At 62.1% G+C, this 21,308-nt stretch carries 22 protein-coding genes; 8 read left to right on the top strand and 14 right to left on the bottom strand.

Annotated features, from left to right (window positions below; translation table 11 throughout):
- Window positions 1-291 precede the first annotated feature (291 nt).
- The 7 genes from FH08_RS0104295 to FH08_RS0104265 all read right to left on the bottom strand — a co-directional run bounded on the left by FH08_RS0104295 (window position 292) and on the right by FH08_RS0104265 (window position 6,442).
- Window positions 292-924, bottom strand: coding sequence for an alpha/beta hydrolase (locus tag FH08_RS0104295; protein ID WP_031357138.1), 633 nt, complete (start codon window positions 922-924; stop codon window positions 292-294).
- Between the two features lie 11 nt (window positions 925-935).
- Window positions 936-1,268: a (2Fe-2S) ferredoxin domain-containing protein gene (locus FH08_RS0104290; protein WP_031357137.1), complete on the bottom strand. Its 333-nt coding sequence runs from the start codon at window positions 1,266-1,268 to the stop codon at window positions 936-938.
- 65 nt (window positions 1,269-1,333) lie between these two features.
- Window positions 1,334-2,509 (bottom strand): VanZ family protein, encoded by a 1,176-nt coding sequence (locus tag FH08_RS0104285; RefSeq protein WP_031357136.1) that lies wholly within the window; start codon window positions 2,507-2,509, stop codon window positions 1,334-1,336.
- A 105-nt stretch (window positions 2,510-2,614) separates the two neighbouring features.
- Window positions 2,615-3,250 (bottom strand): ABC-type transport auxiliary lipoprotein family protein, encoded by a 636-nt coding sequence (locus FH08_RS0104280; protein WP_031357135.1) that lies wholly within the window; start codon window positions 3,248-3,250, stop codon window positions 2,615-2,617.
- A 135-nt stretch (window positions 3,251-3,385) separates the two neighbouring features.
- Window positions 3,386-4,345, bottom strand: a complete 960-nt coding sequence (locus FH08_RS0104275; RefSeq protein ID WP_031357134.1) for an MlaD family protein — start codon at window positions 4,343-4,345, stop codon at window positions 3,386-3,388.
- A gap of 85 nt (window positions 4,346-4,430) precedes the next feature.
- Complete coding sequence (locus tag FH08_RS0104270; protein WP_031357133.1) at window positions 4,431-5,309, bottom strand: ABC transporter ATP-binding protein; 879 nt, start codon at window positions 5,307-5,309, stop codon at window positions 4,431-4,433.
- A complete protein-coding gene (locus FH08_RS0104265) occupies window positions 5,309-6,442 on the bottom strand; it encodes an MlaE family ABC transporter permease (RefSeq protein WP_031357132.1) in 1,134 nt (377 codons plus the stop codon). The genes FH08_RS0104270 and FH08_RS0104265 overlap by 1 nt, the downstream gene beginning before the upstream one ends.
- 182 nt (window positions 6,443-6,624) lie before the next feature.
- On the opposite strand from FH08_RS0104265, the gene FH08_RS0104260 reads away from it, so the two are divergent.
- The 3 genes from FH08_RS0104260 to FH08_RS0104250 are packed head-to-tail and all read left to right on the top strand — an operon-like array spanning window position 6,625 to window position 8,628.
- Complete coding sequence (locus FH08_RS0104260) at window positions 6,625-7,572, top strand: biotin--[acetyl-CoA-carboxylase] ligase (protein ID WP_031357131.1); 948 nt, start codon at window positions 6,625-6,627, stop codon at window positions 7,570-7,572.
- Window positions 7,569-8,375: a type III pantothenate kinase gene (locus FH08_RS0104255; RefSeq protein WP_031357130.1), complete on the top strand. Its 807-nt coding sequence runs from the start codon at window positions 7,569-7,571 to the stop codon at window positions 8,373-8,375. The genes FH08_RS0104260 and FH08_RS0104255 overlap by 4 nt, the downstream gene beginning before the upstream one ends.
- A 13-nt stretch (window positions 8,376-8,388) precedes the next feature.
- Window positions 8,389-8,628 (top strand): hypothetical protein, encoded by a 240-nt coding sequence (locus tag FH08_RS0104250; protein WP_031357129.1) that lies wholly within the window; start codon window positions 8,389-8,391, stop codon window positions 8,626-8,628.
- Window positions 8,629-8,666: 38 nt separating this feature from the next.
- Here the strand turns inward: FH08_RS0104250 and rfaE2 are convergent, their stop codons facing one another.
- The 3 genes from rfaE2 to FH08_RS0104235 all read right to left on the bottom strand — a co-directional run bounded on the left by rfaE2 (window position 8,667) and on the right by FH08_RS0104235 (window position 11,782).
- Window positions 8,667-9,158 carry a D-glycero-beta-D-manno-heptose 1-phosphate adenylyltransferase gene (rfaE2, locus tag FH08_RS0104245; protein WP_031357128.1) on the bottom strand — a complete coding sequence of 164 codons (492 nt, stop codon included), beginning with the start codon at window positions 9,156-9,158 and terminating at the stop codon, window positions 8,667-8,669.
- A gap of 168 nt (window positions 9,159-9,326) precedes the next feature.
- Window positions 9,327-10,199, bottom strand: coding sequence for a ferritin (locus tag FH08_RS0104240; RefSeq protein ID WP_031357127.1), 873 nt, complete (start codon window positions 10,197-10,199; stop codon window positions 9,327-9,329).
- A gap of 545 nt (window positions 10,200-10,744) precedes the next feature.
- Window positions 10,745-11,782 carry a MerR family transcriptional regulator gene (locus FH08_RS0104235; RefSeq protein ID WP_235210280.1) on the bottom strand — a complete coding sequence of 346 codons (1,038 nt, stop codon included), beginning with the start codon at window positions 11,780-11,782 and terminating at the stop codon, window positions 10,745-10,747.
- Between the two features lie 297 nt (window positions 11,783-12,079).
- On the opposite strand from FH08_RS0104235, the gene FH08_RS0104230 reads away from it, so the two are divergent.
- From FH08_RS0104230 to FH08_RS0104215, 4 genes are read left to right on the top strand one after another with little or no spacing between them, the layout of a single operon-like run.
- Window positions 12,080-13,393: an NAD(P)/FAD-dependent oxidoreductase gene (locus FH08_RS0104230; protein ID WP_031357125.1), complete on the top strand. Its 1,314-nt coding sequence runs from the start codon at window positions 12,080-12,082 to the stop codon at window positions 13,391-13,393.
- On the top strand, window positions 13,390-14,232 hold the full coding sequence (locus tag FH08_RS0104225) for a DUF1365 domain-containing protein (RefSeq protein ID WP_031357124.1): 843 nt from the start codon (window positions 13,390-13,392) through the stop codon (window positions 14,230-14,232). The genes FH08_RS0104230 and FH08_RS0104225 overlap by 4 nt, the downstream gene beginning before the upstream one ends.
- A gap of 7 nt (window positions 14,233-14,239) precedes the next feature.
- Window positions 14,240-15,523, top strand: coding sequence for an SAM-dependent methyltransferase (locus FH08_RS0104220; protein ID WP_081889350.1), 1,284 nt, complete (start codon window positions 14,240-14,242; stop codon window positions 15,521-15,523).
- Window positions 15,454-16,074: a chalcone isomerase family protein gene (locus tag FH08_RS0104215; protein ID WP_081889349.1), complete on the top strand. Its 621-nt coding sequence runs from the start codon at window positions 15,454-15,456 to the stop codon at window positions 16,072-16,074. Before FH08_RS0104220 ends, FH08_RS0104215 begins: the two co-directional genes overlap by 70 nt.
- A 42-nt stretch (window positions 16,075-16,116) precedes the next feature.
- Here the strand turns inward: FH08_RS0104215 and FH08_RS0104210 are convergent, their stop codons facing one another.
- The 4 genes from FH08_RS0104210 to FH08_RS0104195 all read right to left on the bottom strand — a co-directional run bounded on the left by FH08_RS0104210 (window position 16,117) and on the right by FH08_RS0104195 (window position 20,096).
- Complete coding sequence (locus FH08_RS0104210; RefSeq protein WP_031357121.1) at window positions 16,117-16,872, bottom strand: PhaM family polyhydroxyalkanoate granule multifunctional regulatory protein; 756 nt, start codon at window positions 16,870-16,872, stop codon at window positions 16,117-16,119.
- A 69-nt stretch (window positions 16,873-16,941) separates the two neighbouring features.
- Window positions 16,942-17,769: an enoyl-CoA hydratase/isomerase family protein gene (locus FH08_RS0104205; protein WP_031357120.1), complete on the bottom strand. Its 828-nt coding sequence runs from the start codon at window positions 17,767-17,769 to the stop codon at window positions 16,942-16,944.
- A gap of 25 nt (window positions 17,770-17,794) precedes the next feature.
- Window positions 17,795-18,973: an ABC transporter substrate-binding protein gene (locus FH08_RS0104200; protein WP_035565249.1), complete on the bottom strand. Its 1,179-nt coding sequence runs from the start codon at window positions 18,971-18,973 to the stop codon at window positions 17,795-17,797.
- 136 nt (window positions 18,974-19,109) lie between these two features.
- The gene (locus tag FH08_RS0104195; protein WP_031357118.1) at window positions 19,110-20,096 is read right to left on the bottom strand and encodes a fumarylacetoacetate hydrolase family protein; all 987 of its coding nucleotides are present in this window, start codon (window positions 20,094-20,096) and stop codon (window positions 19,110-19,112) included.
- A 269-nt stretch (window positions 20,097-20,365) separates the two neighbouring features.
- On the opposite strand from FH08_RS0104195, the gene FH08_RS0104190 reads away from it, so the two are divergent.
- Window positions 20,366-21,256 (top strand): IclR family transcriptional regulator, encoded by an 891-nt coding sequence (locus FH08_RS0104190; protein ID WP_031357117.1) that lies wholly within the window; start codon window positions 20,366-20,368, stop codon window positions 21,254-21,256.
- Window positions 21,257-21,308: the final 52 nt, after the last annotated feature.

Genomic DNA, 21,308 nt, shown 5'->3' with positions numbered 1-21,308 from the left:
ATACTCGGGCGGCGCATGGGCTTGGCGTGCCCGGTTATGCAGATGCCGGACACGTGCCGCATGCGCTACGGCGAGCGCTGAACCGACAAGCGGTCGCGCAAAAGTCTGCGCCATTATACGCGTGCGCCAAACCGCTTTTGCCGCGAAAGTGGCTGGATGTGCCGAGGATTCGTGAAAACAGCGATAAAAACAGAGATAAAAACGGCTGCGGCGCAAAGCCTTTGAAAGCCTCGCGCCGCGCGTTGATTCAACAGAAGGTATGTATTGGTGAAGCGTAATGCCGAGGTGATCTCAACGCCATGCGTCGACGATAATCTTCTTCAGCACATGCAGCTTCCGATGAAAGAAATGCTCGCCGCCAGGAATGACCACCACGGGTAATTCCTGCGGCCGGGCCCACTCGTAGACCGAACTGATAGGCACGGTTTCGTCCACTTCACCGTGGATCACGAGCGTGTTGTCCGGCACCTCGGCCACCTGCCAGTTACTCGCTGCCGTCCCCACGAACACCATCCGCTCGATGGCCTCGCCGGACTCGCGCAAGTGCTTCGCCACATGCGACATCACAAAGGTGCCGAACGAGAAACCGGCGAGCACTAGCGGGACATCTGATTGCCCCGGCTGAGCGCGCATATGCGCGACAACGGCCAGCAGATCGTCGCGTTCGCCCGTGCCGTTGTCGTGCTCGCCTTGCGTTTCACCCACGCCGCGAAAATTCGAGCGATACGTGATGTACCCAAGCTGAACGAGCGTGCGCGCGAGGGTCTGCGCGACCTTGTTGTCCATCGTTCCGCCGTAAAGCGGATGCGGGTGCGCAACCAGCGCAATGCCTCTTGTGGGCGCTCCGTCGGCGGGACGATCCAGCGCGACTTCGATCTTGCCTACCGGGCCGTCGATCAGGAACCTTTCGGTCTGTGTATTCATTGTGTGAGCCCTCAGACCACGGGCTGATCGAGCAGCAAACGCTCGACGATCTTGCCGTTCACCAGATGCGAATCGACGATTTCATCGATATCCGCTTCATCCACATACGTGTACCAGGTCCCCTCGGGATACACGACGACCACCGGCCCCAGTTCGCAGCGCTCGAGGCAGCCGGCCTTGTTGATGCGCACCTTGCCATCGCCCGCGAGCCCGAGCTGTTTCACGCGCTTCTTCGCGTACTCCTGCATGGCCTGCGCATTGCAATTCGCGCAACTCGGGCGCGCTGCGTCGGGGTCGCGCTGGTTGAGGCAGAAGAACACGTGATATTTGTAGAACGGGTCCATGAGCTTGGCCGGAAAAGATTCGTTGTCGTAGAGAATGTAGGGATTTTTGTGTCGCTTTCAGCCGATTATAGCGACCGGCGCTTGTCACCGCCGCCGCGCCGCCTAGCCACGAATGCGCGCTCCGCAGTCGATGCCAGCCAGCCAAGCGCGGCATACGGCCACACCCACGCAAGCCACTGCGAAAGGCCGTTGAAATGCAGATAGCGCCCCTGGCGCCAGTCGGCCAGCACGATATCGAAGTAGGGATTGACCGGCAGCAGGTTCACCAGCACCAGCGCCGCGATAAGCGCAAGACCGGCCAGCGTCGCCCGCCACGCCCGTGAGCATCGCAGGGAAAGCAGACTTGCCAGCGTTCCACACGCTATGCCGGCGATCGCGCCGTCGGTAGCCCAGTTGAACGTGAGCCCGGAACGCGATTGCAGGAACGTCGCGCCCGCCTTCGCGCCAAGCGTCGCGATCACCAGGCCGAGCAACAGCCGCACGCGCGGCGCGCGGGTGCGCATCGGCAACGTGGCCAACACCAGCGCGGCAAACAGGTTGAGCGAGGTGATGAGCGTTTCCCAGGCGCCGTCGGGTAGCTTCGCGCCCAAGTGCGCCGGCCACGCAGCGACGTTCCATGCGGCGGGTGTCCACGCGAGCAGTGCATCCTGCATGACTGGATCGATACTCGACCACAGCACGCGCGGCAAATCGCCGACGGCGAACAGGAACGGCGCGGGATACATCGCGGCGAACGGCCAGAGCCCGGATAAGCCAATCATGTACGCGGCGTCGCGCTCGAACCACATGAAACGCATGCGCCGCAACAAGCCCCGGTCGAGCAGCCTGCTGGTGGCAGGTGCGGTGAGCGCGGCGCCCAGCAGCGCACCGAGGGCGTTGGCGGCCAGGTCGAGATTCGACGCCACCCGTGTGGGCAGATAGGTCTGCACGGCTTCCATCGAGCCCGACAACATCGCCCCGCCGATAAACGCCACGCCCGCCGCAAGCGCGCCGCGCCAGCGCGGATAGAGCGCAAGCACGGCCAGCGCGCCGAACGGCATGTATCCGAGCACGTTGGTGATGACATCGAACGCGGTGAGATATTGCGGCAGTGGATCGGCGAGATACGCGAACGGGCCGATTCCGAGCGTTCGCCAGCCGGAAAACGGATACAACGACCCGTAGACCACGAGCATTGTGTATGCCCCCAGCGCCTGCCGCGAGAGCGCGGACGGCCGGCGCTGCCAGTGCTTGAGTGTCATGCGCGCCGCCCTGGTTCTTGCAATGTGGCGCAGCATGCCGCGTCGACGTACGTAGCACTCACTGGGCGGTCCTGGGCACGTGCACGTTCGAGGCCTTCAACGCTGTCACTGCGAAGCGACCAGCGGCTGCACGCCGAGCCATGCCGCCATTTGCGCGATCAGGTCGTCGGACGCAGCGGCGAGCGCACGCGCGCCACCGGCGGCATCGGCCGTGGACGAAGGCGCCCGTGCGATGAACGTGCGCTGGCTGACCACCTGCCCATGCTGCGACAACGTCACCCGCGCCGAGACTTCGCCATGGCTTTGCTCGGGGGCATCGAAGACTTGCTCGAAGTCCGTCAGATCGACCTGCAACGTGGGTGCGCGCATCGGGTCCGCGCCCGTGAGCACTGGCCCGCGCGAGGCCAGCGCCGCGCGCAAACGCTGCGTGAGCAAATCCGCCGGCGACATGGTCCAGCGGCTGTCCGCGTAATTGCCGGTGCGCTGGGCATCGGCATATTTCAGGCGATACACGATCGCGTCGGTATCCAGGTTTTTCGCCGCGTTCACCGCCAGCACTTTCACCGGCGGCATGTTCATGGTGTTACCAAGCGGCGTGGGCGCACCCAGGTCATAGCGGATATTCGACACAGCCGCGGGCGGCCCCGACGCGCAACCTGCGAGCAGGGCAATAACAGCCACGCTGATAAAACCGGAGCGCGCCCGCGGCAGCGGGCGCGCAGCACGCTTGGATAAGCGCATCGCCTGCAAGATCGTGTGTGGCATCACAGTTTCCTTTTTCAAGATCACAAAGCACTTGGACATCGAACTCTGGTCCGCCAAATTCCTGCGGGCAGCGGACCCGGCGCCGATGACTCTGCGCCAATTTCTATGACATCATTTCGATGGCGCCGACGGCCACTGGAAACCCGGCTCGCCAGGCCCAGGCGCCGGCTTTGGCGCACCAAACAGTATGCTGCGCGGATTCCGGTCGAAGGTCTCGGCGGCGTGATCCACCGAGCGCGCCGCGCTGCCCACGTCGTCCGCCAGCGAATTCACGCGTGGCAAGGTCTCGTAACCCACCCGCGCGGCCATCTCCTGCAACGACTCGTTGACTTCGTTCAGCACCCGGCTGGCACGTTCAGCCGCGTCACCCGCCTTATTCATGTTGGTGACGAACGGGCCGTCCGGCCGGCTCAAGCTGTTCGCGAGCGCATTGGTCGACGCGAGCGTCCGGTCCAGTTGATTCAGCGTGCGCGGCAGTTGCTCCGCCACCGGGCCGACCTGCTTGCTCAGCGCGGCGATGCTGTCAGCCGCCCCTTGCAAGCTCTTCGCGGTCTGCTGCACCTGATCACGCATGTCGTCGGACATGAATCTGTCTGCATCGTCGGCTATCCGTTCAAACTTTTTGATCAGGATGTCGCCGCGTTGCTGCAACTGGTCGAACAAACCCGGGCGCAATGGCAGCGACGCTACATTCTTCGTCGATGAAGGCAACGGCGCGGGATCCTTGCCGGTGTCATCGAGTTGCACGAACGCGATCCCCGTCACGCCCTGGAAACCGAGCGTAGCGAACGTGGACTTAGTGATCGGCGCGTTCTTGTCGACCTCGATACGGATGCGGATCTGCCCCGGATTAGCGTGATCGAACTTGATGGACGCCACCTTGCCCACGCCAAGTCCGCGATACCGGACGTCGGCGTCGGTGTACAGGCCCGTCACATTGGTGCGCGCAACCAGGTCGTACGGCACGCGCACGGTGCGGTCCACGTTGAAAAAAAACACCGCGACGCCGATAGCAGCCAACAGCCCGATAGTGAACAGACCGGCCCAGAACGCATGGGATTTGTTTTCCATCAGCAGGTTCCTTTTTTTACTACTTACTGCCAGAGCTTTCCCAAAAAACCGTTCGTGGAAATGTTGGAAATGCCCGTTAGAACGGTTAAAGCGTGGGACCGCATGGCGCGTCTTCCAGCGCGATCGCCGGTAATTTTGCGCGGCGCGCGGGCGGCAGCGCCTGTAACGCGCGCCGGCCGCGCCGCCCGAGAAAATATTCGCGGATAAATGGGTGATCCACGGCGACCGCCTCTTCCACAGGAGCGGCCACCAGTACTCGCCGCTCGGCCAGCACAGCCACGCGCGTGGACAGCGCGACCATGGTATCGAGGTCATGGGTGACGAGAACCACGGTCAGCCCGAGCGCCCGGTGCAGCGTGGCGATCAGGTCGACGAATTCGTCCGACGCCTTCGGGTCCAGCCCCGCCGTGGGTTCATCGAGAAACAGCAGTTCGGGTTCAAGCGCAATGGCGCGTGCAATCCCTACGCGCTTGACCATGCCGCCCGACAACGCCGATGGCATCTTGCTCATGTTCTTGCACGACAGCCCGACCATCTCGAGCTTGAGCATGACGAACTCGCGGATCAGGTCCTCGGGAATCTTGCCCAGCTCGCGAAACGGCTGCGCGATGTTGTCGTACACCGACAGCGACGAGAACAGCGCGCCTTGCTGGAACATCATGCCGGAGCGCGTGCGCAGGATGCGCGCGGTGTCGTCGTCCATGTTCGCCCACTCGTCACCGAGCACGCGGATCGTGCCCGACGTGGGCGACTCCAGCCCAAGCATCTGCCGCACGAGCGTGGTCTTGCCGGACCCCGACCCGCCGAGCAACGCGAGGATCTCGCCGCGCCGCACTTCCAGGTTCAGATGCTCGTGAATCACGGTACGGCCGTAGCGTTTCGTCACGTCCACGACTTCAATCACCGGTTCAGCGGTGACGGGCGTCGGTTTGTCGCGAACGGCGGAGGCGAGAGTAGCCGACATCAGATGCCCACCGACTGGAAGAGAATCGCGAACACGGCGTCGGCGAGAATCACGATGGTGATGGACGACACCACCGAGGTCGTCGTTCCTTCGCCCAGGCTCTGCGAATTCGCCTTGATGCGGAAGCCGAAATGGCACGCGGCCAGCGCAATCAGCATGCCGAACACCACGCCCTTGCCAAGCCCGATCCACAGGTTGGCGATCGGCACGACCGAGGGCAGCGAACGCACAAAAAAGGACAGGTCGATACCCAATACCAGCTTCGCCGCCAGCGCACCCCCAAGCAGCGCAACCATGTTGGTCCACATGACCAGCAGCGGCATGGCAATGCCGAGCGCGATCACGCGCGGCAGCACGATCCGCAGGCCGTGCGGGATACCCATGACCTGCATGGCATCGAGTTCTTCCGTCACGCGCATCACGCCGATCTGCGCAGTGATGGCGGAGCCGGAGCGGCCGGCAACCAGGATGGCCGAAAGCACTGGCCCGAGCTCGCGGATCACCGAAAGCCCCAGAATATTTACGATGTACTGGTTTGCGCCGAACATGCGCAGTTGTTGCGCGGACAGGTAACTCAGCACGATACCGATCAGGAAGGCCACGAGCGCCGTGATACCGAGCGCCTGCGTGCCGGCTGAATAGACGTTCGAGGAGATTTCAGTCCACGGAATACGCTTCGGACGCCGCACCAGCCCGATCAGGTCAAGCACGAAGCCGCCAAACATGGCGAGGCCGCCGTGCAGATGTTCGAAGAACGAGAACAGCATCAGGCCGAAGCGTGTGATGGGATCGGCACGATCGATTTGCTCGGGCTCGTCGCGATTCGCGTCGAGCAACGCGACCCGTTCGAAAATTTCCCTTTGCGTGTCCGAGAGCGTGACGCGCTCCGGCAACTTCCTGCCCCACACGCGCCACAGTGCCTGTCCGCCGACGTGATCGAGCCGCTCGACAGGCAGCAGGTCCCACTGCTTGATCGCTTCCTGCCCGACGCTGCGCAGCCGGTCCACCACGCCGCGCTTGGAGCTCGCGTGATCGCGCGCCAGAGCAAACGCCGTCCACTGGCCGGAAAGCCGGACAACCTTGCCCTGCTGGCCGGACTCGACCTTCAGGCCGGGCGGAGTGTCGAAGTTCAAGGCTTGAAAACGCTCCGGGTAGGGTGGAGGGAGAAGTCATTGTAGCGAAGGTACGTGTTGGAATCTCGAACAGGCGGGGCGCTGGCCAACCGGCCAGGATTTCGGCGCCCAGGACAGTGTAACGACCGGCCTGCGCGTTTCCCCCGCTCAGCCGCCGGGCGCCAGATCGCTACAATGCGGATATGAACTCATCCAATTCGTCTTTCCCGCTCGACGCCGCCTGGCGGATCGACCGCGACCGGCTGATGTCGCTCTCCGCGCGGCCGGTGCGCGACTGGCCGATCGAGATCGTCGATGAAACGGGCTCCACGAATGCCGACCTGATGGCGCAGCTCAAAGAGCAGCCCCGCAACAAGACATCAGCGTCGGCACCCGACTCGTTCTCGCCACGTTCCACGCTGAAGGCCGCCGATGGCACGCCGTTCGTGCGGGTTGCGTACCTGCAGACAGCCGGCCGAGGTCGCCGGGGCCGCGCGTGGCTGGCGCAACCGGGCAACGCGTTGCTGTTTTCCACCGCCTGCGTGCTGCCGCGGCCGCTGGAAGGGCTCGCGGGCCTGAGCCTCGCAGTCGGCACCGCCGTGCTCGAGGCACTGAACAGCTTGCCGCTGGCGGCATCGGCGAGACTCGCGCTGAAATGGCCGAACGACATCCTGCTCGACGACGGCAAGCTCGCCGGCATCCTGATCGAGACAGCGTGGAACACACCGCGGGCGAGCGCGGTGGTGATTGGCATCGGCATCAACCTCCACGGCGCAGCCGAATTGGCGGCCGAACTCGATGAAGCCCAGCGTCGAAACGCTCTTCCTTTGCCGGGCAATACACCGGCTTCCTTGTCGCGGGCGTGGCCCGAAGCGAATCTCACCGATACCCTCGCCGCCGTCCTGAACGCGCTCGATGCCACCCTCGCACGTTTTGCCGCCGATGGCTTCCGCCCGTTTCGCCAGCAGTGGCTCGCCGCGCACGCCTACGCGGGCCGCGAGGTGGTGCTGCTGGAACAGGGCGTGGAAGTGGCGCGCGGCCTGGCGGTGGGTATCGACGATAACGGCCAGTTGCAGATCGACACGCCAACTGGCCTGAGAACCGCCGCCACCGGCGACGTCTCGCTGCGGCTCGCGGAGCAACGGCCGTGAGTGGTGCACCGTTTCTGCTTATCGATGCAGGCAACAGCCGGATCAAGTGGTCACTGGTGAGCGCCACGCATGAAACGCTGAGCGGCGGCGCGTTTGAGCACGCCGACGTTGAAGCCCTGCTGGCCGATATTGCCGATTGGTCCAGCTTGCCAACGCCCGCGGGCGCATGGATTTCCAATGTGGCGGGGCCGCGCGTCGGTGAACGCATTGCCGCCTTGCTCGATGCACACTGGCCCGGCTTGCCCAGCACGATCGTGCACGCTCAGGCGCAACAATCAGGCGTGACGAACCGCTACACGGAACCGGCGGCGCTCGGCAGCGACCGGTGGTGCGGCATGATCGGCGCGCACGCCGCGTACCCCGGGGAAAACTTGCTCATTGCCACCATCGGGACGGCGACGACGCTTGAAGCGCTCCTCGCCGATGGCACCTTCACAGGTGGCCTGATTGCACCCGGCTGGCTGCTGATGATGCAATCGCTCGGCACCCACACGGCACAATTGCCAACCCTTCTGCCTGACACCGCCCGTCGTGCGATCAGTTCATCCAGCGGAATTTTCGCGACTGACACGCGAACGGCTTTGTCGTCGGGATGCCTGCTCGCGCAGGCGGGTTTGATAGAACGCGCGTGGCAGGATCTGCGCGCCCAGTGGAACAACGACGTACGCCTGATTCTCAGCGGCGGTGGCGCCAGCGAAGTGGCGGGCGCGCTCAAGGTGCCGCATACTCGCCACGACTCCCTCGTGCTCGCGGGACTTGCATTAATCGCCCGCGAAGCCGCCGTTTCCCGTTCACCTGATTGATGGAGCGCTTTCCATGTTGCGCTGGCTGCTCGCCGTTTTATTTCTGGCAAACCTGTTGATGTTCGTTGTCGTGCAAGGCGTGTTCGGACCGTTGCCGGCGGCCGGCGGACGCGAACCGCAACATCTCGACCGGCAAGTGCATCCGGAACTGGTACGGGTTCGCCCGATCGGTCCCGAAGAAGCCGCCGATCAGCCCATGGTCGGTGGTCCCGCGCCCGCGGCTGCCGTGCAGGCAGCGCCGCTCGCGCAATAAACTGTTTTCCTGCAACATCGACGGCGACAGCAACGCGCTTATTTCTCCGCGCCCTGCGTGCGCACTTTCTTGAGCAAAGCAGTCGTCGAGCGATCGTGCTCGAATGGAATGGCGAGCGCCTTGCCGCCCCAGCTGCGCACCAGCGCCGATTCCGCCAGCTTGTCCATGTCGTAGTCGCCGCCTTTCACCAGCACGTCCGGATGCAATTCGCCGATCAGCTCCAGCGGCGTGGACTCCTCGAATTTCACCACCCAATCCACGCTTTCCAGCGCGGCCAATAGCGCCATGCGGTCGTCTTCGCGATTGATCGGCCGATCGTCGCCCTTGCCGAGCATACGCACGGACGCGTCGCTGTTCACACCCACGATCAGCGTTGCACCCAACGCTTTCGCATCGGCGAGATAGGTTACATGGCCGCGATGCAGGATATCGAAAACGCCGTTTGTGAAAACCACCGGCGAAGTGAATTGCGGGCGCACAGCAGAGAGATCGTCGCGCGTCATGATCTTGCGTTCGAAGGGAGCGGGCATGTCTGTGTGTTTAAGCGATGAGGAATTCGGAAGGACCATAGTGTGCCATGCATGCCGGTATGCTTCCGCGTGCAAGTGCGTTTGCGTATGAAACGCACCCTTCATAAACAAAACAGCCCGCCGGTCACAAACCAGCGGGCTGTTCAAAGCAACTAGTCAGGGTTCCGGTCAGGCCGGCAGTTGCGTCGCGCTTTGTGCAGCTTGCAGTCGCAACACCACTTCCTTGCGATACCTGTTCAACTCCTGCGCCGTGGCGAAAGAGCGTTCGAACAGAATGGAAAGATTATGCAGAATCCGTTCGACGACTTTCTTTTCCCAACTGTCGTCGAAACGAATTTGTTCGTCGAGCCAGTGTTCGAGCCACTCCGGGTCCGGCAAACGCGACTGGATTGTGTCGCGCGGAAACAGCGCCTGGTTCACGTGAAGATTGGTCGGATGCAGCGGTTTTTCCGTGCGTCGTGCCGATGCCATCAGGACACCGATCTTCGCAAATGCCGCACGCGCGATATCGCCGGTCTGCGTCATCGCTTTCTTCATGTAACGCAGATACGCGCCGCCGTGACGTGCTTCGTCGCGTGAAATGGTTTCGTAAATGTGTTTGATCACCGGCTCCGTGTGCCACTCAGCCGCGCGCCTGTACCAATGGTTCAGGCGGATTTCACCGCAAAAGTGCAGCATCAGCGTTTCGAGCGGGGGAGCGGGATCGAATTCGAAGCGAACGGCATCCAGCTCCGCTTCGGTCGGCACCATTTCAGGCTTGAAACGGCGCAGGTATTCCATCAACACGAGCGAGTGTTTCTGCTCTTCGAAGAACCACACGCTGATGAACGCCGAAAAATCGCTGTCGTTGTGGTTGTCGCGCAGGAACATTTCCGTGGCGGGCAACGCGGACCATTCGGTGATCGCGTTCATCTTGATGGTCTTGGCTTGTTCGTCGGTGAGCAGCGCCGAGTCGAATTTGTCCCAGGGAATATCTTTCTCCATGTCCCAACGAACCGATTCCAGCGATTTATACAGTTCCGGATAAAGCATCGTGTTCATAGTCCACCCCTGGTCTGCAACGTAGTGCGACAGTTCTGTCTGTTGTAACTTTAGCCGGCTACGCGCGGGAATCCGCGCCGCCGGCGGCGAAGCTTTCAATTTTACGCGGGAATCAGGCGCTCAGATGCAAAAACGGTAAAGAAGCGCCTGTCGCGTCCCTTTGCGACTTTTTGCCCGTTGCAAACGCGCACCTGAAAGCGGCGTTGCACTATCTACCGTGGGTGAGGAGCGAACCCTGTGCCTGAGGTAAGTACGAAGCGTGAGCCGTGATGCAGCTCGTTTAAAGCCTTTTTTGATACTTTCTAAAACCCTGTTGCTTGGGCGAGACCCCGCCACTTCCACCACCGTAGCGCTATGTACGACGCATGAAGCATGCCTTTGGCGCGTGACAGGCACAAGGCGCAACATGTTTTACACCTCGCACTCGGGCCACACCCTCGGGTTGGACCATGAATCATGTCCTTGGCCATGCCCGGGCTGCCTTCGTTGCATTGACCGTAGTGCTAAGTGGACAACGCTGGACAATGCAGCAAACCGCCCGTCGATCATAGCATGGCGCTATGGCGCCACTCCGCTACAGCATCTTCAATCGGCCCGAGTCCCGCGACGTTCAGCACGCCGTCGGGGAGTTTGCGCCGTAATGCAGGACTGCTGCCGCCAACCCAGATCGTCACCTCCGCAGGCAGCACCGCGCGCAACTCCGTGAGTCCGTTGATCACGGCCTGCACCGGCACGGAAGCGGAAAACGACAGAGCGACAATCTCGATTTCGTGGGCGAGAACGGCGTCGACTATCTCCTGCTGCGGCGTCTGGGTTCCGAGCGCCATACATTCGCAATCGGCCAGGGCAAGCATGGCCTCCGCCATCAGGATGCCGAGCCCGTGCGCCTCGCCCGGCAGCGTGGTGAGCACCACCCGCGGGTGCGCGCCGCGCCCGCGCAAAGCCTCGGAGAGCGGGCGCATCAGCGAGCGCAGCGTGACCTGCATGGCTTCGCTGAACAGATGCTCGTGATAGACCTGCAACGTGCCTGCCGCCCATGCATTGCCAACTCGCGCGGACAAAGGCGCGGCTGTATCGAGCACGAAGTGCGAGAGGCCTTCGCGCGTGGCGCGCTTGAGCAGCTCAAAGCGGAAGTCGTCGTATCGGCCCACGCGCAGCAGCTCAACGAGCCGGTCGAGTGCCGCGTCCGGCGCGTCCTGTCCCACGCCCGAATCCTCAGCCAGCTGCTGCAGGTGCGTGATGGATTGCGGCAGGACCTTGCTCGGCCTATGACCTGCGTCGAGCAGGCGCTTGACCAGACGCAGCTTGGTCACCTGCTCCTGGGGATACAGCCGCTCGCCGCCCGATGACCGCAACGGTTGCGGGAAGCCGTATCGACGCTCCCAGACCCGCAACGTGTCCTTGGTCAAGCCGATCTCGTTTGCGATCGCACCAATACCAATTCCGATGCCAGCGGCGCCTGTCGCAGCACCGTCCTCCGCCGTGCCCGCCGGGTCGTGATTGACCGCCATCGAGCTTCCGGTTTCTGTCCGGCCAGCCACCGAGATGTTCAAGGATGGGCCGGTTTCTGATTCATTTGTCATGGACAAACTCTTGCGCAGATAAATTAGTCAACGAAGCAAAATCCGCCTTACATCTAATATCTATGGACTTTCGCAACGATCCGAAACATTATTGATCATAGACGAAATTTCATATTTATGGTGGACAAAATTTCGTCAGCGAATGGTCGTTTAATTCCGGTTGCGTGCATCCATCGCGCCTGGGATTGCGTAAATCACCTTGAACGCGGCATGAGCCACCGCCGGTAGTTCCAGACAAAGAGCCGTCAGCGCCATCAGGCAGTCGACACAAAAGACAAAGACACACGGAGCAACGTCATGAAAGTTGCGGTAATCGGAGCGGGGATTTCTGGGCTCGCGTGCGCGTACCGGCTGGCGAAGGCCAAGACGGGTATCGACGTAACGCTGTTCGAGGCTAACGGCTACTTTGGCGGTCATACGAACACCGTGGACGTGACACTCGAAGGCATCACGCATGGCGTGGATACGGGCTTCCTGGTCTTCAATCACCGTACCTATCCGAACCTGGTGAAGCTCTTCGAAGAACTCGACGTCCCCACCACCGCGACCGATATGTCGTTCTCCGTGTCGCTGACGGACCGTCGGCTGGAGTGGGCGGGGAGCGACCTCAACACGGTTTTCACACAGCGCCGCAATCTGCTGCGCCCGGCCTTCCTGCGCATGCTGGCCGATATCCTCCGCTTCAACCGCACGACCACCGCGCTGGCGCTGGCTGGCAAGGACGTTCAACTCGCCGAGCCGGTGAGCCGTTTTCTCGAACGCGAAAAATTTTCGACGGCATTCCGCGACTGGTACCTGCTGCCGATGATCGGCGCAATCTGGTCATGTTCCACATCGCAGATGATGGCGTTTCCCATCGGCACGTTGATTCGCTTTTGTCATAACCACGGGCTGCTGCAGGTCAAAGACCGGCCGCAATGGCACACCGTCAACGGCGGCGCGCGCGAATACGTGCGGCGCATGCTGCCGGTCATAGGCGATGCCCGCGTCGGTGCGGCCGTGACATCGGTGAGGCGCAGCGCGCACGGCGTGGAAATCGATAGCGCGCGGGGGTCGGAGCACTTCGATCACGTCGTGCTTGCGTGCCACAGCGACCAGGCACTGGCGCTTCTCGCCGATCCCTCGCACGCTGAATCAGCGACGCTCGGCGCGATCGGCTATGCGCCGAACCGCGCCGTGTTGCACACGGATGTTTCGCTCTTGCCGGCACAACGCGCATGGTCGGCATGGAACTACGAAAGCCGCACCGGTGCGCTTGGCGACGAGCCGCAGTTATGCGTGCATTACCTCATCAACAAGCTGCAACCGTTGCCGTTCAGGTCACCAGTCATCGTCTCGCTGAATCCGGTGCGTGAGCCGCGTCGCGACACGGTAATGCGCGAGTTCGCCTACAGCCACCCGGTCTTCGATCAAGCGGCCGTTCAGGCTCAACGCTCTTTGCCGTCGATGCAAGGCGTACGCAACACATGGTTCGCAGGGGCGTGGACCGGTTACGGATTCCACGAAGACGGCCTGAAGTCGGGGCTGGAAGCGGCTGCGAAGCTGACCGCCATCGCGGCCGTTGCGGCCATCGCGGCATCAGGCAGCAATGAACCGGCGCTTGCAGCATGAGCACGCCCGCCCCTCAATCCTTCGATGCCCCCGACCTGCTGCTTGTCGGGCCGGTGCGTCACAAGCGGCTGCGCCCGGCACGTAACGCGTTTTCCTACGGCGTCTATACGTTGCGGCTACCCCTGCGCGCTCGCGCGGCGAGGCAGGCCCAAGGGACACAACGTGACTCGCGCCTGTTCGCAACCAATCGATTCGGCTTACTAAGCTTTTACGACAGCGACCATGGCGCCGACGGACAAACGGCGCTCCAATGGATCGAATCGATGCTGCATGAAAACGGCATCCACGACGCCACCGGCGAGATCTTCCTGCACACCTTCCCGCGCGTGCTGGGCTATGTCTTCAATCCGGTGAGCTTCTGGTTTTGCGAGCGCTGGGACGGCTCATTGCGCGCCGTGGTCTGCGAAGTGAACAACACCTTCGGCGAGCGCCATTGCTATCTGCTCGATCCGGGCAGCGGCGTCTTGAACGGCGCGCCGCTCACGGCCGCAAAGGTTTTCCACGTGTCGCCGTTCTGCAAGGTGGAAGGGCAGTACACCTTCCGCTTCATGTTTGCATCGCCGAAAAACGGTAAGCCGATGCGCTCGCTCGCGCGTATCGACTACGACGACGGCGAAGGTCCACTGCTGCTCACCAGCATCGCGGGAAGCGCCCGCCCGCTCGACGCTCGCAACGTGCTGCGCGTGTTCTTCGGCTACCCGATGATGACGTTCGGCGTCGTCGCGAAAATTCATTGGCAGGCGCTGAAGCTGTTCTTCAAGCGCGTGCCGTTCCTCAGCAAACCCACTCCGCCGGCTGCGAACGTCTCGCACGAGCGGGCCGAATTGCCGACCAGGTGACTTGCAAATGTCGACACAGCCCTCCTCTCCTTCATCGCTTCGCAAGCCGGCATCGTCATGGTTCATGCGGCCTTTGCTGCGCACCCATGGCGCGTTGCGCAAACCCGCGGCTGCGCGCATGGTGCTCAGGCTGATGAGCCAGCTTCAATACGGCGTCCTCGATGTCCACCTCCCCGACGGCACCACGCGCCGTTTCGGGCAAGCAGCCGACGCCCCCGGCAACCCGCCATACGCGCGGGTCGTGCTGACCAACTGGAACGTGTGCGCGGCGGCGCTGAAGAGCGGCGATATCGGCTTTGCCGACACGTACCTGGCCGGCGACTGGCATACCGACGATCTCGCCGCGCTGCTCGACATCATGGTGCGTAACCGCACGACGATAGAAACCGTCGTCTACGGCTCGTGGCTGGGCAAGCTGACGAACCGCTTCCGTCATCTGCGCAACGCAAATACGAAGGAAGGCAGCCGGCGCAATATCCACGCCCATTACGACCTTGGCAACGCGTTCTACAAGCTCTGGCTCGACAGCACGATGACCTATTCGAGCGCTCTCTTCGATGGCTCGCCGGATCAGACGCTAGATGACGCGCAACGCGCAAAATACCGGCGGCTGCTGAACGAACTGAAGCTCGAAGGCGTCAATCTGAACGTGCTGGAGATCGGCTGCGGCTGGGGCGGGTTTGCGCAACTTGCTGCGAGCGAGGCGAAAGCGAACGTGACCGGCCTGACGCTGTCCACCGAACAACTCGCTTACGCGCAGCAGCGTCTGGCAGACGCGGGCTTAAGCGATCAAACCGATCTCCGCCTGCAGGATTACCGCGATACCCACGGCCAGTTCGACGCGATTGCATCGATTGAAATGTTCGAAGCCGTGGGCGAGGAATATTGGCCGAGCTACTTTGAATGCATCAAACGCAATCTCAAGCGCGGCGGCCGGGCATGCGTGCAGACGATTACCATCGACAACGCGCTGTTCGATCGTTACAGGACGAGCACCGACTTTATCCAGCAGTATATTTTTCCAGGCGGTATGCTGCCCTCGCCTGCCGTGTTCGTGCAATCGGCGGAACGCCACGGGCTGAAAGTGGTCAACCAGTTCTCCTTTGGCCGCGACTATGCCCGCACGCTCAGGATATGGCGCAACGCGTTCGTTGCGCACCTCGACCAAATCCGTGCACAAAGATTCGACGAACGATTCATCCGCTTGTGGGACTTTTACTTATGTTATTGCGAGGCCGCGTTCGCGCACTCGAACACCGACGTCATCCAGTTCACGCTGGAGCACGCCTGATTGCAAGCGCCTTCGCTGCTGCGCTCGCGCTTGTGCTGATCGTCTTGCCGCTGCAGGCGTTTGCTTTCGACGCTGCATCGGTCGTGCGTCAGACGATTCCCCAAGCGCGCGTGCAGGGCGAAGGCGAGTTGCGCATGTACGGTTTTCATATCTACGACGCCACGCTGTTTGTCGGGCCGACGGGTCTGTCGAGCAAGGAATTGACGGTGCGGCCGTTTGCGCTGGATATCGAATATGGGCGTGCTTTCAAGGGTGCCGCGATAGCCAAAAGAGGTCGCCAGGAAATGGACGAGCTGAAGGTGGCCAGCAAGGCCCAGACGGCGCAATGGCAAGAGGAGATGGAAACGATCTTCCCGGACGTGCAGCCGGGAGATCATGTCATTGGCGTATTCGTGCCCGAACGCGGCACGACGTTTTATGCCGACGATAAAGTCATCGGCACGATTCCCGGGGACGACTTCGCTCGCGCATTCTTCGCGATCTGGTTCGATCCGCGCACGTCGGCGCCGGGCTTGCGGAACCAGTTGCTCGCCAACGGCGCGGCGCAGTAGCCTAAGGTTTCAGCCTCGGCGCCGAGCCGCCTTAAGCATCGGTCAAAGCGGTTTCTTTCGTGGCGCCGCTTTCTTCGCAGGCGCTTTCTTCGCTGCGGCTTTCCCGGCCGCGGACGGTGCGTCGGCCTCAGGCGCCTCAGGTGGAGCATCGGCGTCGGGCGGTTCTACATTGTCATCGTCGTCGCCGTTTTCGTCTTCATCCGTGCTCATGCTCGGCGTCGCCGCGCCGGCATTTTGTTGCGCCATCGCCAAGGCCGCAAGGCCGTTGAATTGCGACTGAAGCAAGTTCCACCAGCCCGAAGGATCGAATGAAGCCTCCGTCGCCCCGGTCTCATTGGGCGCCTCAGTTCCCTGCTGTGGTTGCGGCTCCGCTTCCGCCTTCGGCTTTTCCGGCGGCGGCGCAGGCCACCCGGATCTGGTCGGTGGCGCCGCCGGCGAAGCCTGCGCCTTCTCCACCGACGACTGCGCGAACGCGCCGAAAGCACGCAACGTAGCAAGCGTCGCGCGCTGCACTTCCAGCGCCTGGATAGCCGACTGCAGCATGTTCAGGTTGAGCTTGAGCCATTGCTCGACCGCGCGCATATCCTTGATGCGCTTGTCGAGTTCTTCCACGTTCGTGAGCGGCGCGAGCATGTCGGACATCATGGACAGCGACGGGGATCCGCCCGGCGCGGCGGCTGCCGCAAACGGGTTCAGCTTCATCATGTCCCACATCTTTTCCATCATGTCGCCCTGGGGGAAACCGGTCATGCCTGGGAAACTTCCAAAGGGCGACGTACCACCGGGCGTATCGGTCATGAGACTTTCTCCTTGATGCTACGGGTACGTACGAGATAGGGATGAAACCACAAGATAGTCGATGCGGATCTAAAACGGCGATCCGCCCGGGAAATCCGGCGCGCGCCGCTCGCGCAGCGACTTGATGCCCTCCTGGACATCGGGTCCGGAAAAGCCCATGAATTCGAGCGCCAGCGAGGTATCGAAGGCCGGACCGGCCGTGCGCAGCCAGTTATTCAGCGCGTATTTCGTCCAGCGGATTGCCGTCTGCGAACCTTGCGCCAGGCGATTCGCGACTTCAATGGCTTTCGGCATCAGTTCGCTTTCGTCCACCGCCAGCGAAACGAGGCCTATGCGCTCCGCTTCCTCGCCGCTCACCGGCTCGCACAGCAGCAGGTAATACTTCGCTTTCGCCATGCCGCACAGCAACGGCCACACGATGGCCGCGTGATCGCCGGCCGCCACGCCGAGCCGCGTGTGTCCATCGATAATGCGCGCAGTTTTCGCCGCGATGGAAATATCGGCGAGAAGGCCTGCAACCAGTCCCGCGCCGACCGCCGGTCCGTGCATGGCCGAGACAATCGGCTTGCTGCAATTGATCACGTTATAGACAAGGTCGCGCGCTTCGCGCCAGACCCGTGCGCGGACCTCGAAGTCGGAGGCCATCTGTTCGACCAGACCCAGATCGCCGCCGCCCGAAAATCCCTTGCCCTCGCCGCGAATCAACCCCACGCGCGTGTCCGGATCGCGATCTATGTCACGCCAGATATCCGCCAGTTCGCGATGCATGTTTGCATCCGCGGTCGCGAGTCCGCTTTTGTTCGCGCCCGCGCCGTTCATCACGATTTCGAGCACACCGTGGTCGTGCCGCCGCAATTCCAGCGACGTGTAATGCGCGTAAAGAGAAAGGTCGCTCATGGTCGTCTCTTGGGCTTTAGAAAGATCAACGCGGTTGATAGATCCACTTGCCGTTCTCGATCTCAGCTATCACGCGGGCACGCTGATCGAGACCGATATGATCGTTCGGCGTCATGTTGACAAGGCCGTTCGAGTCCGCAAAATTCTTCGTGTTTTCCAGCGCATCGCGTAACGCGGCACGGAACTCCGGCGTGCCCGGCGCGCCTGCTTTCAACGCTATAGGCACCGCACGATTCAGCAACATGCCTGCATCCCATGCATACGAGCCGAACGCCGAGACCGTGCCCGCGCCGTACTTCGTTTCATACAGCTTGATGTACTCGAGCGCGAGATGTTTTGCCGGGTGATCGTCGGGCAGTTGCGATGCAACGAGCACCGGGCTCGTCGGCAGGAATGTGCCGTTGCAATCCGCGCCGCATACACGCAGGAAGTCGCGATTGCCCGTGCCGTGGTTATGATAAATCGTGCCTTTGTAGCCGCGTTCTTTCAATGTCTTCGGCGGCAGTGCGGCAGGCGTTCCCGCAGCGCCCACAACCACCGCATCGGGCTTCGCTGCCAGGATCTTCAGCACCTGACCGGTCACGCTGGTGTCCGTCCGGTTGAAGCGCTCGTTCGCCACCATCGTAATGTGGTGGAGCTGCGCGAATTTCGCTACTTCGGCATAAAAGGTCTCGCCGAGCGCATCGGCCTGGCCGATGTACGCCATCGTCTTCACGCCATGATTGCTCGCATGTTCTGCAATGGCAGACGCCATCATTGCGTCGGTTTGCGGCGTCTTGAAGACCCAGTGACGCTTGGCATCCACAGGCTCAATGATCTTCGACGAAGACGCTAGCGAGATCATCGGCGTCTGGCCGTCGGCGACCACATCGATCATGGCGAGCGAGTTCGGCGTAATCGATGAACCGATGATCGCGTCCACGTGATCTTCGGAGATCAGCTTCTTCGTGGTCTGCACGGCTTGCGTGGTGTCGGAGGCGTCATCGAGAATGATGTAGTCCACCGGGCGGCCGCCCATTTCCTTCGGCAACAGCGCTACCGTGTCGCGTGCCGGAATGCCGAGCGACGCGGCCGGCCCAGTCAACGACAACACCAGCCCGATCTTCACATGCGGCGTCTGCGCCCAGGCTGCCGTTGAAAGTGTGATCAGGACACCCGCCGCCAACTGCCTGAACGCCGTTCCCCATTCGCCGCCTGACTGCATCGAAGTCTCCTTGTTATGGGTGCGCCAACGCGGTTTTTTGTAAGCGTTTTGACGCAATGCGGCTAAGTGTAGGGCGGCGCAGCATAGGAGCGCATCGGGCGAAACCCCTTACTGGTGGCCTTAGTTATTCACTCAGTTATCCATTCAGCGCCACAACCGACTGATCGATTGCGCCGAAAATCGACTTACCGGCTTCATCGAATATCTCGATCTTCACGCTGTCGCCGAACTTCATGAACTCGGTGGTGGGCGCACCGTGTTCGATGGTTTCCAGGCAACGCTTCTCGGCAATACAGCAATAACCTCGCTTCGTATCCTTGTTCGACACCGTGCCCGAACCAACGATCGATCCCGCGCGCACATTACGCGTCTTGGCCGCGTGCGCGATCAACTCGCCGAAGTTGAACACCATATCCGTGCCGCAATCGGGCTGGCCGACTTTCTTGCCGTTCCAGTGCACGATCATCGGGCGATGCACACGGCCTTCGCGCCACGCATCCCCGAGTTCGTCGGGCGTAACCGCAACCGGCGAGAACGCCGTGGCGGGCTTGCTCTGGAAAAACCCGAAGCCCTTGCCGAGTTCCGCGGGAATCAGGTTGCGCAGCGAGACGTCGTTGACCAACATCAGGAGGCGGACGTGCCTGAGCGCATCGGCGGGTTTGACGGCCATCGGCACGTCGGTGGTGATCACAGCCACTTCGGCTTCGAAGTCGATGCCATAAGCCTCCGATGCACACACGATATCGTCTTCGGGTCCGAGCAAATCGTCGCCGCCGCCTTGGTACATCAAGGGATCGGTCCAGAATTCCGGTGGCATTTCCGCTTTGCGGGCGCGTCGCACGAGTTCGACATGGTTCACGTAAGCCGAGGCGTCGGCCCACTGGAACGCGCGTGGAAGCGGCGCCATGCAGGCTTTGGGATCGAAGGCGAACGAGTGGCGCGCGCGGCCCTGGTTAAGCGAATCGGAGAGATCCAGCAACTGCGGCGCGTAAAAAGTCCAGTCGTCCAGTGCGCGTTGCAGCGTTGGCACTATCGCGTCGGCAATGGCCGCCGTGCGCAAATCACGCGATACGACGACCAGTTGGCCGTCGCGCGTTCCGTCCTTCAGCGTGGCAAGTTTCATAACCCGTTTTGTACGTTTAGTGACGATGGAGGAAATCTATTTTACGATGGTGAATCATGTCGGGGCGGTTTTGGGATGATTCGGGCTGATGCGGTGAAATGATTCGCTGCGTTTGCCGGTTCGTTTCCAGGGCTGGTGAACGTCCTTTTTGAGCGGTGATGGCGTTTGCCGGTTGCCGTTCGCTTGGCTGCTACCGTCGCCATATTGGCCGCTCACGCGCCCGACCTGACCTTGTATTTGAACCGGCTCGCGCCATCATCGATTTCTCCATGCCCTCTCCCAGCCGTCCCGGTTCGTCCGTCTCGCCCACGCTGCCTTTGCCCGAACAGGCCGAAGCCGACGATGCCCTCGACCTCGCCGATTCCTCCGACCCAAGCGACCCCGCCGACCCCGCCGAAGAAAAGTCCCGCTCCGGCATTCAGTCGATCGAAGTCGGCTTCCGCCTGCTCGACGTGCTGACTAACGAGCCGCGCGCGATGATGCTGCGCGATCTCGCCCAGCGCGCCGGCATGAGTCCGGCGAAGGCGCACCGTTACCTGGTGAGTTTCCTGCGGCTTGGCGCGGTCTCGCAGGACCCCGTTTCCGGGCGCTATGAACTCGGTGGTTTCGCGTTGCAGATGGGTTTGGCGCGCCTCGCTCGAGTCGATGGCGTGAAGCTGGCGCGTATCGCGCTAACGGGATTGCGCGACCGGCTGGACCTCACCGTGGGGATCGCGGTGTGGGGCAATCAGGGGCCGACTGTCGTGCACTGGATGGAGTCGAGCTATCCGGCGAAGGCGTCGTTGAAATTGGGCGATGTGATGCCGCTGTTGTCATCGGCGACGGGTTTGCTGTTTGCCGCGTGGCTACCGCGCAGCAAGACGCAAGCGATGCTCGATCGCGAACTCGCCGCCACGCGGCAGTCGATGGCAGACATTGAGCCGGTGCTCGCCGAGATCCGCGCACACGGGGCCGCACGGGTGGAGGGCATGTTGCTGCCGACCATCCATGCGTTCTGCACGCCGGTGTTCGACTCGACCGGGGATCTCGCGCTCGGGTTGATTGCGCTCGGCCACGAAGGATCATTCGATACCCGCTGGGGCGGCGCAATCGACACCGCCTTGCGCGAATGCGCCGGACAACTGTCTTACGAACTCGGGTACACACCGGGCGAGCGGTAAGGCCTGAGGATTGCATGATGCGTCACCCGCGCGGAACATCGCAGCGTGCCCG

It is taken from the genome of Caballeronia sordidicola (genome assembly GCF_000729995.1).
GTDB lineage: Bacteria > Pseudomonadota > Gammaproteobacteria > Burkholderiales > Burkholderiaceae > Caballeronia > Caballeronia sordidicola_A.
The sequence above is the reverse complement of the archived record's forward strand: the minus strand, read 5'-3'. Positions and strand labels throughout refer to the sequence as shown.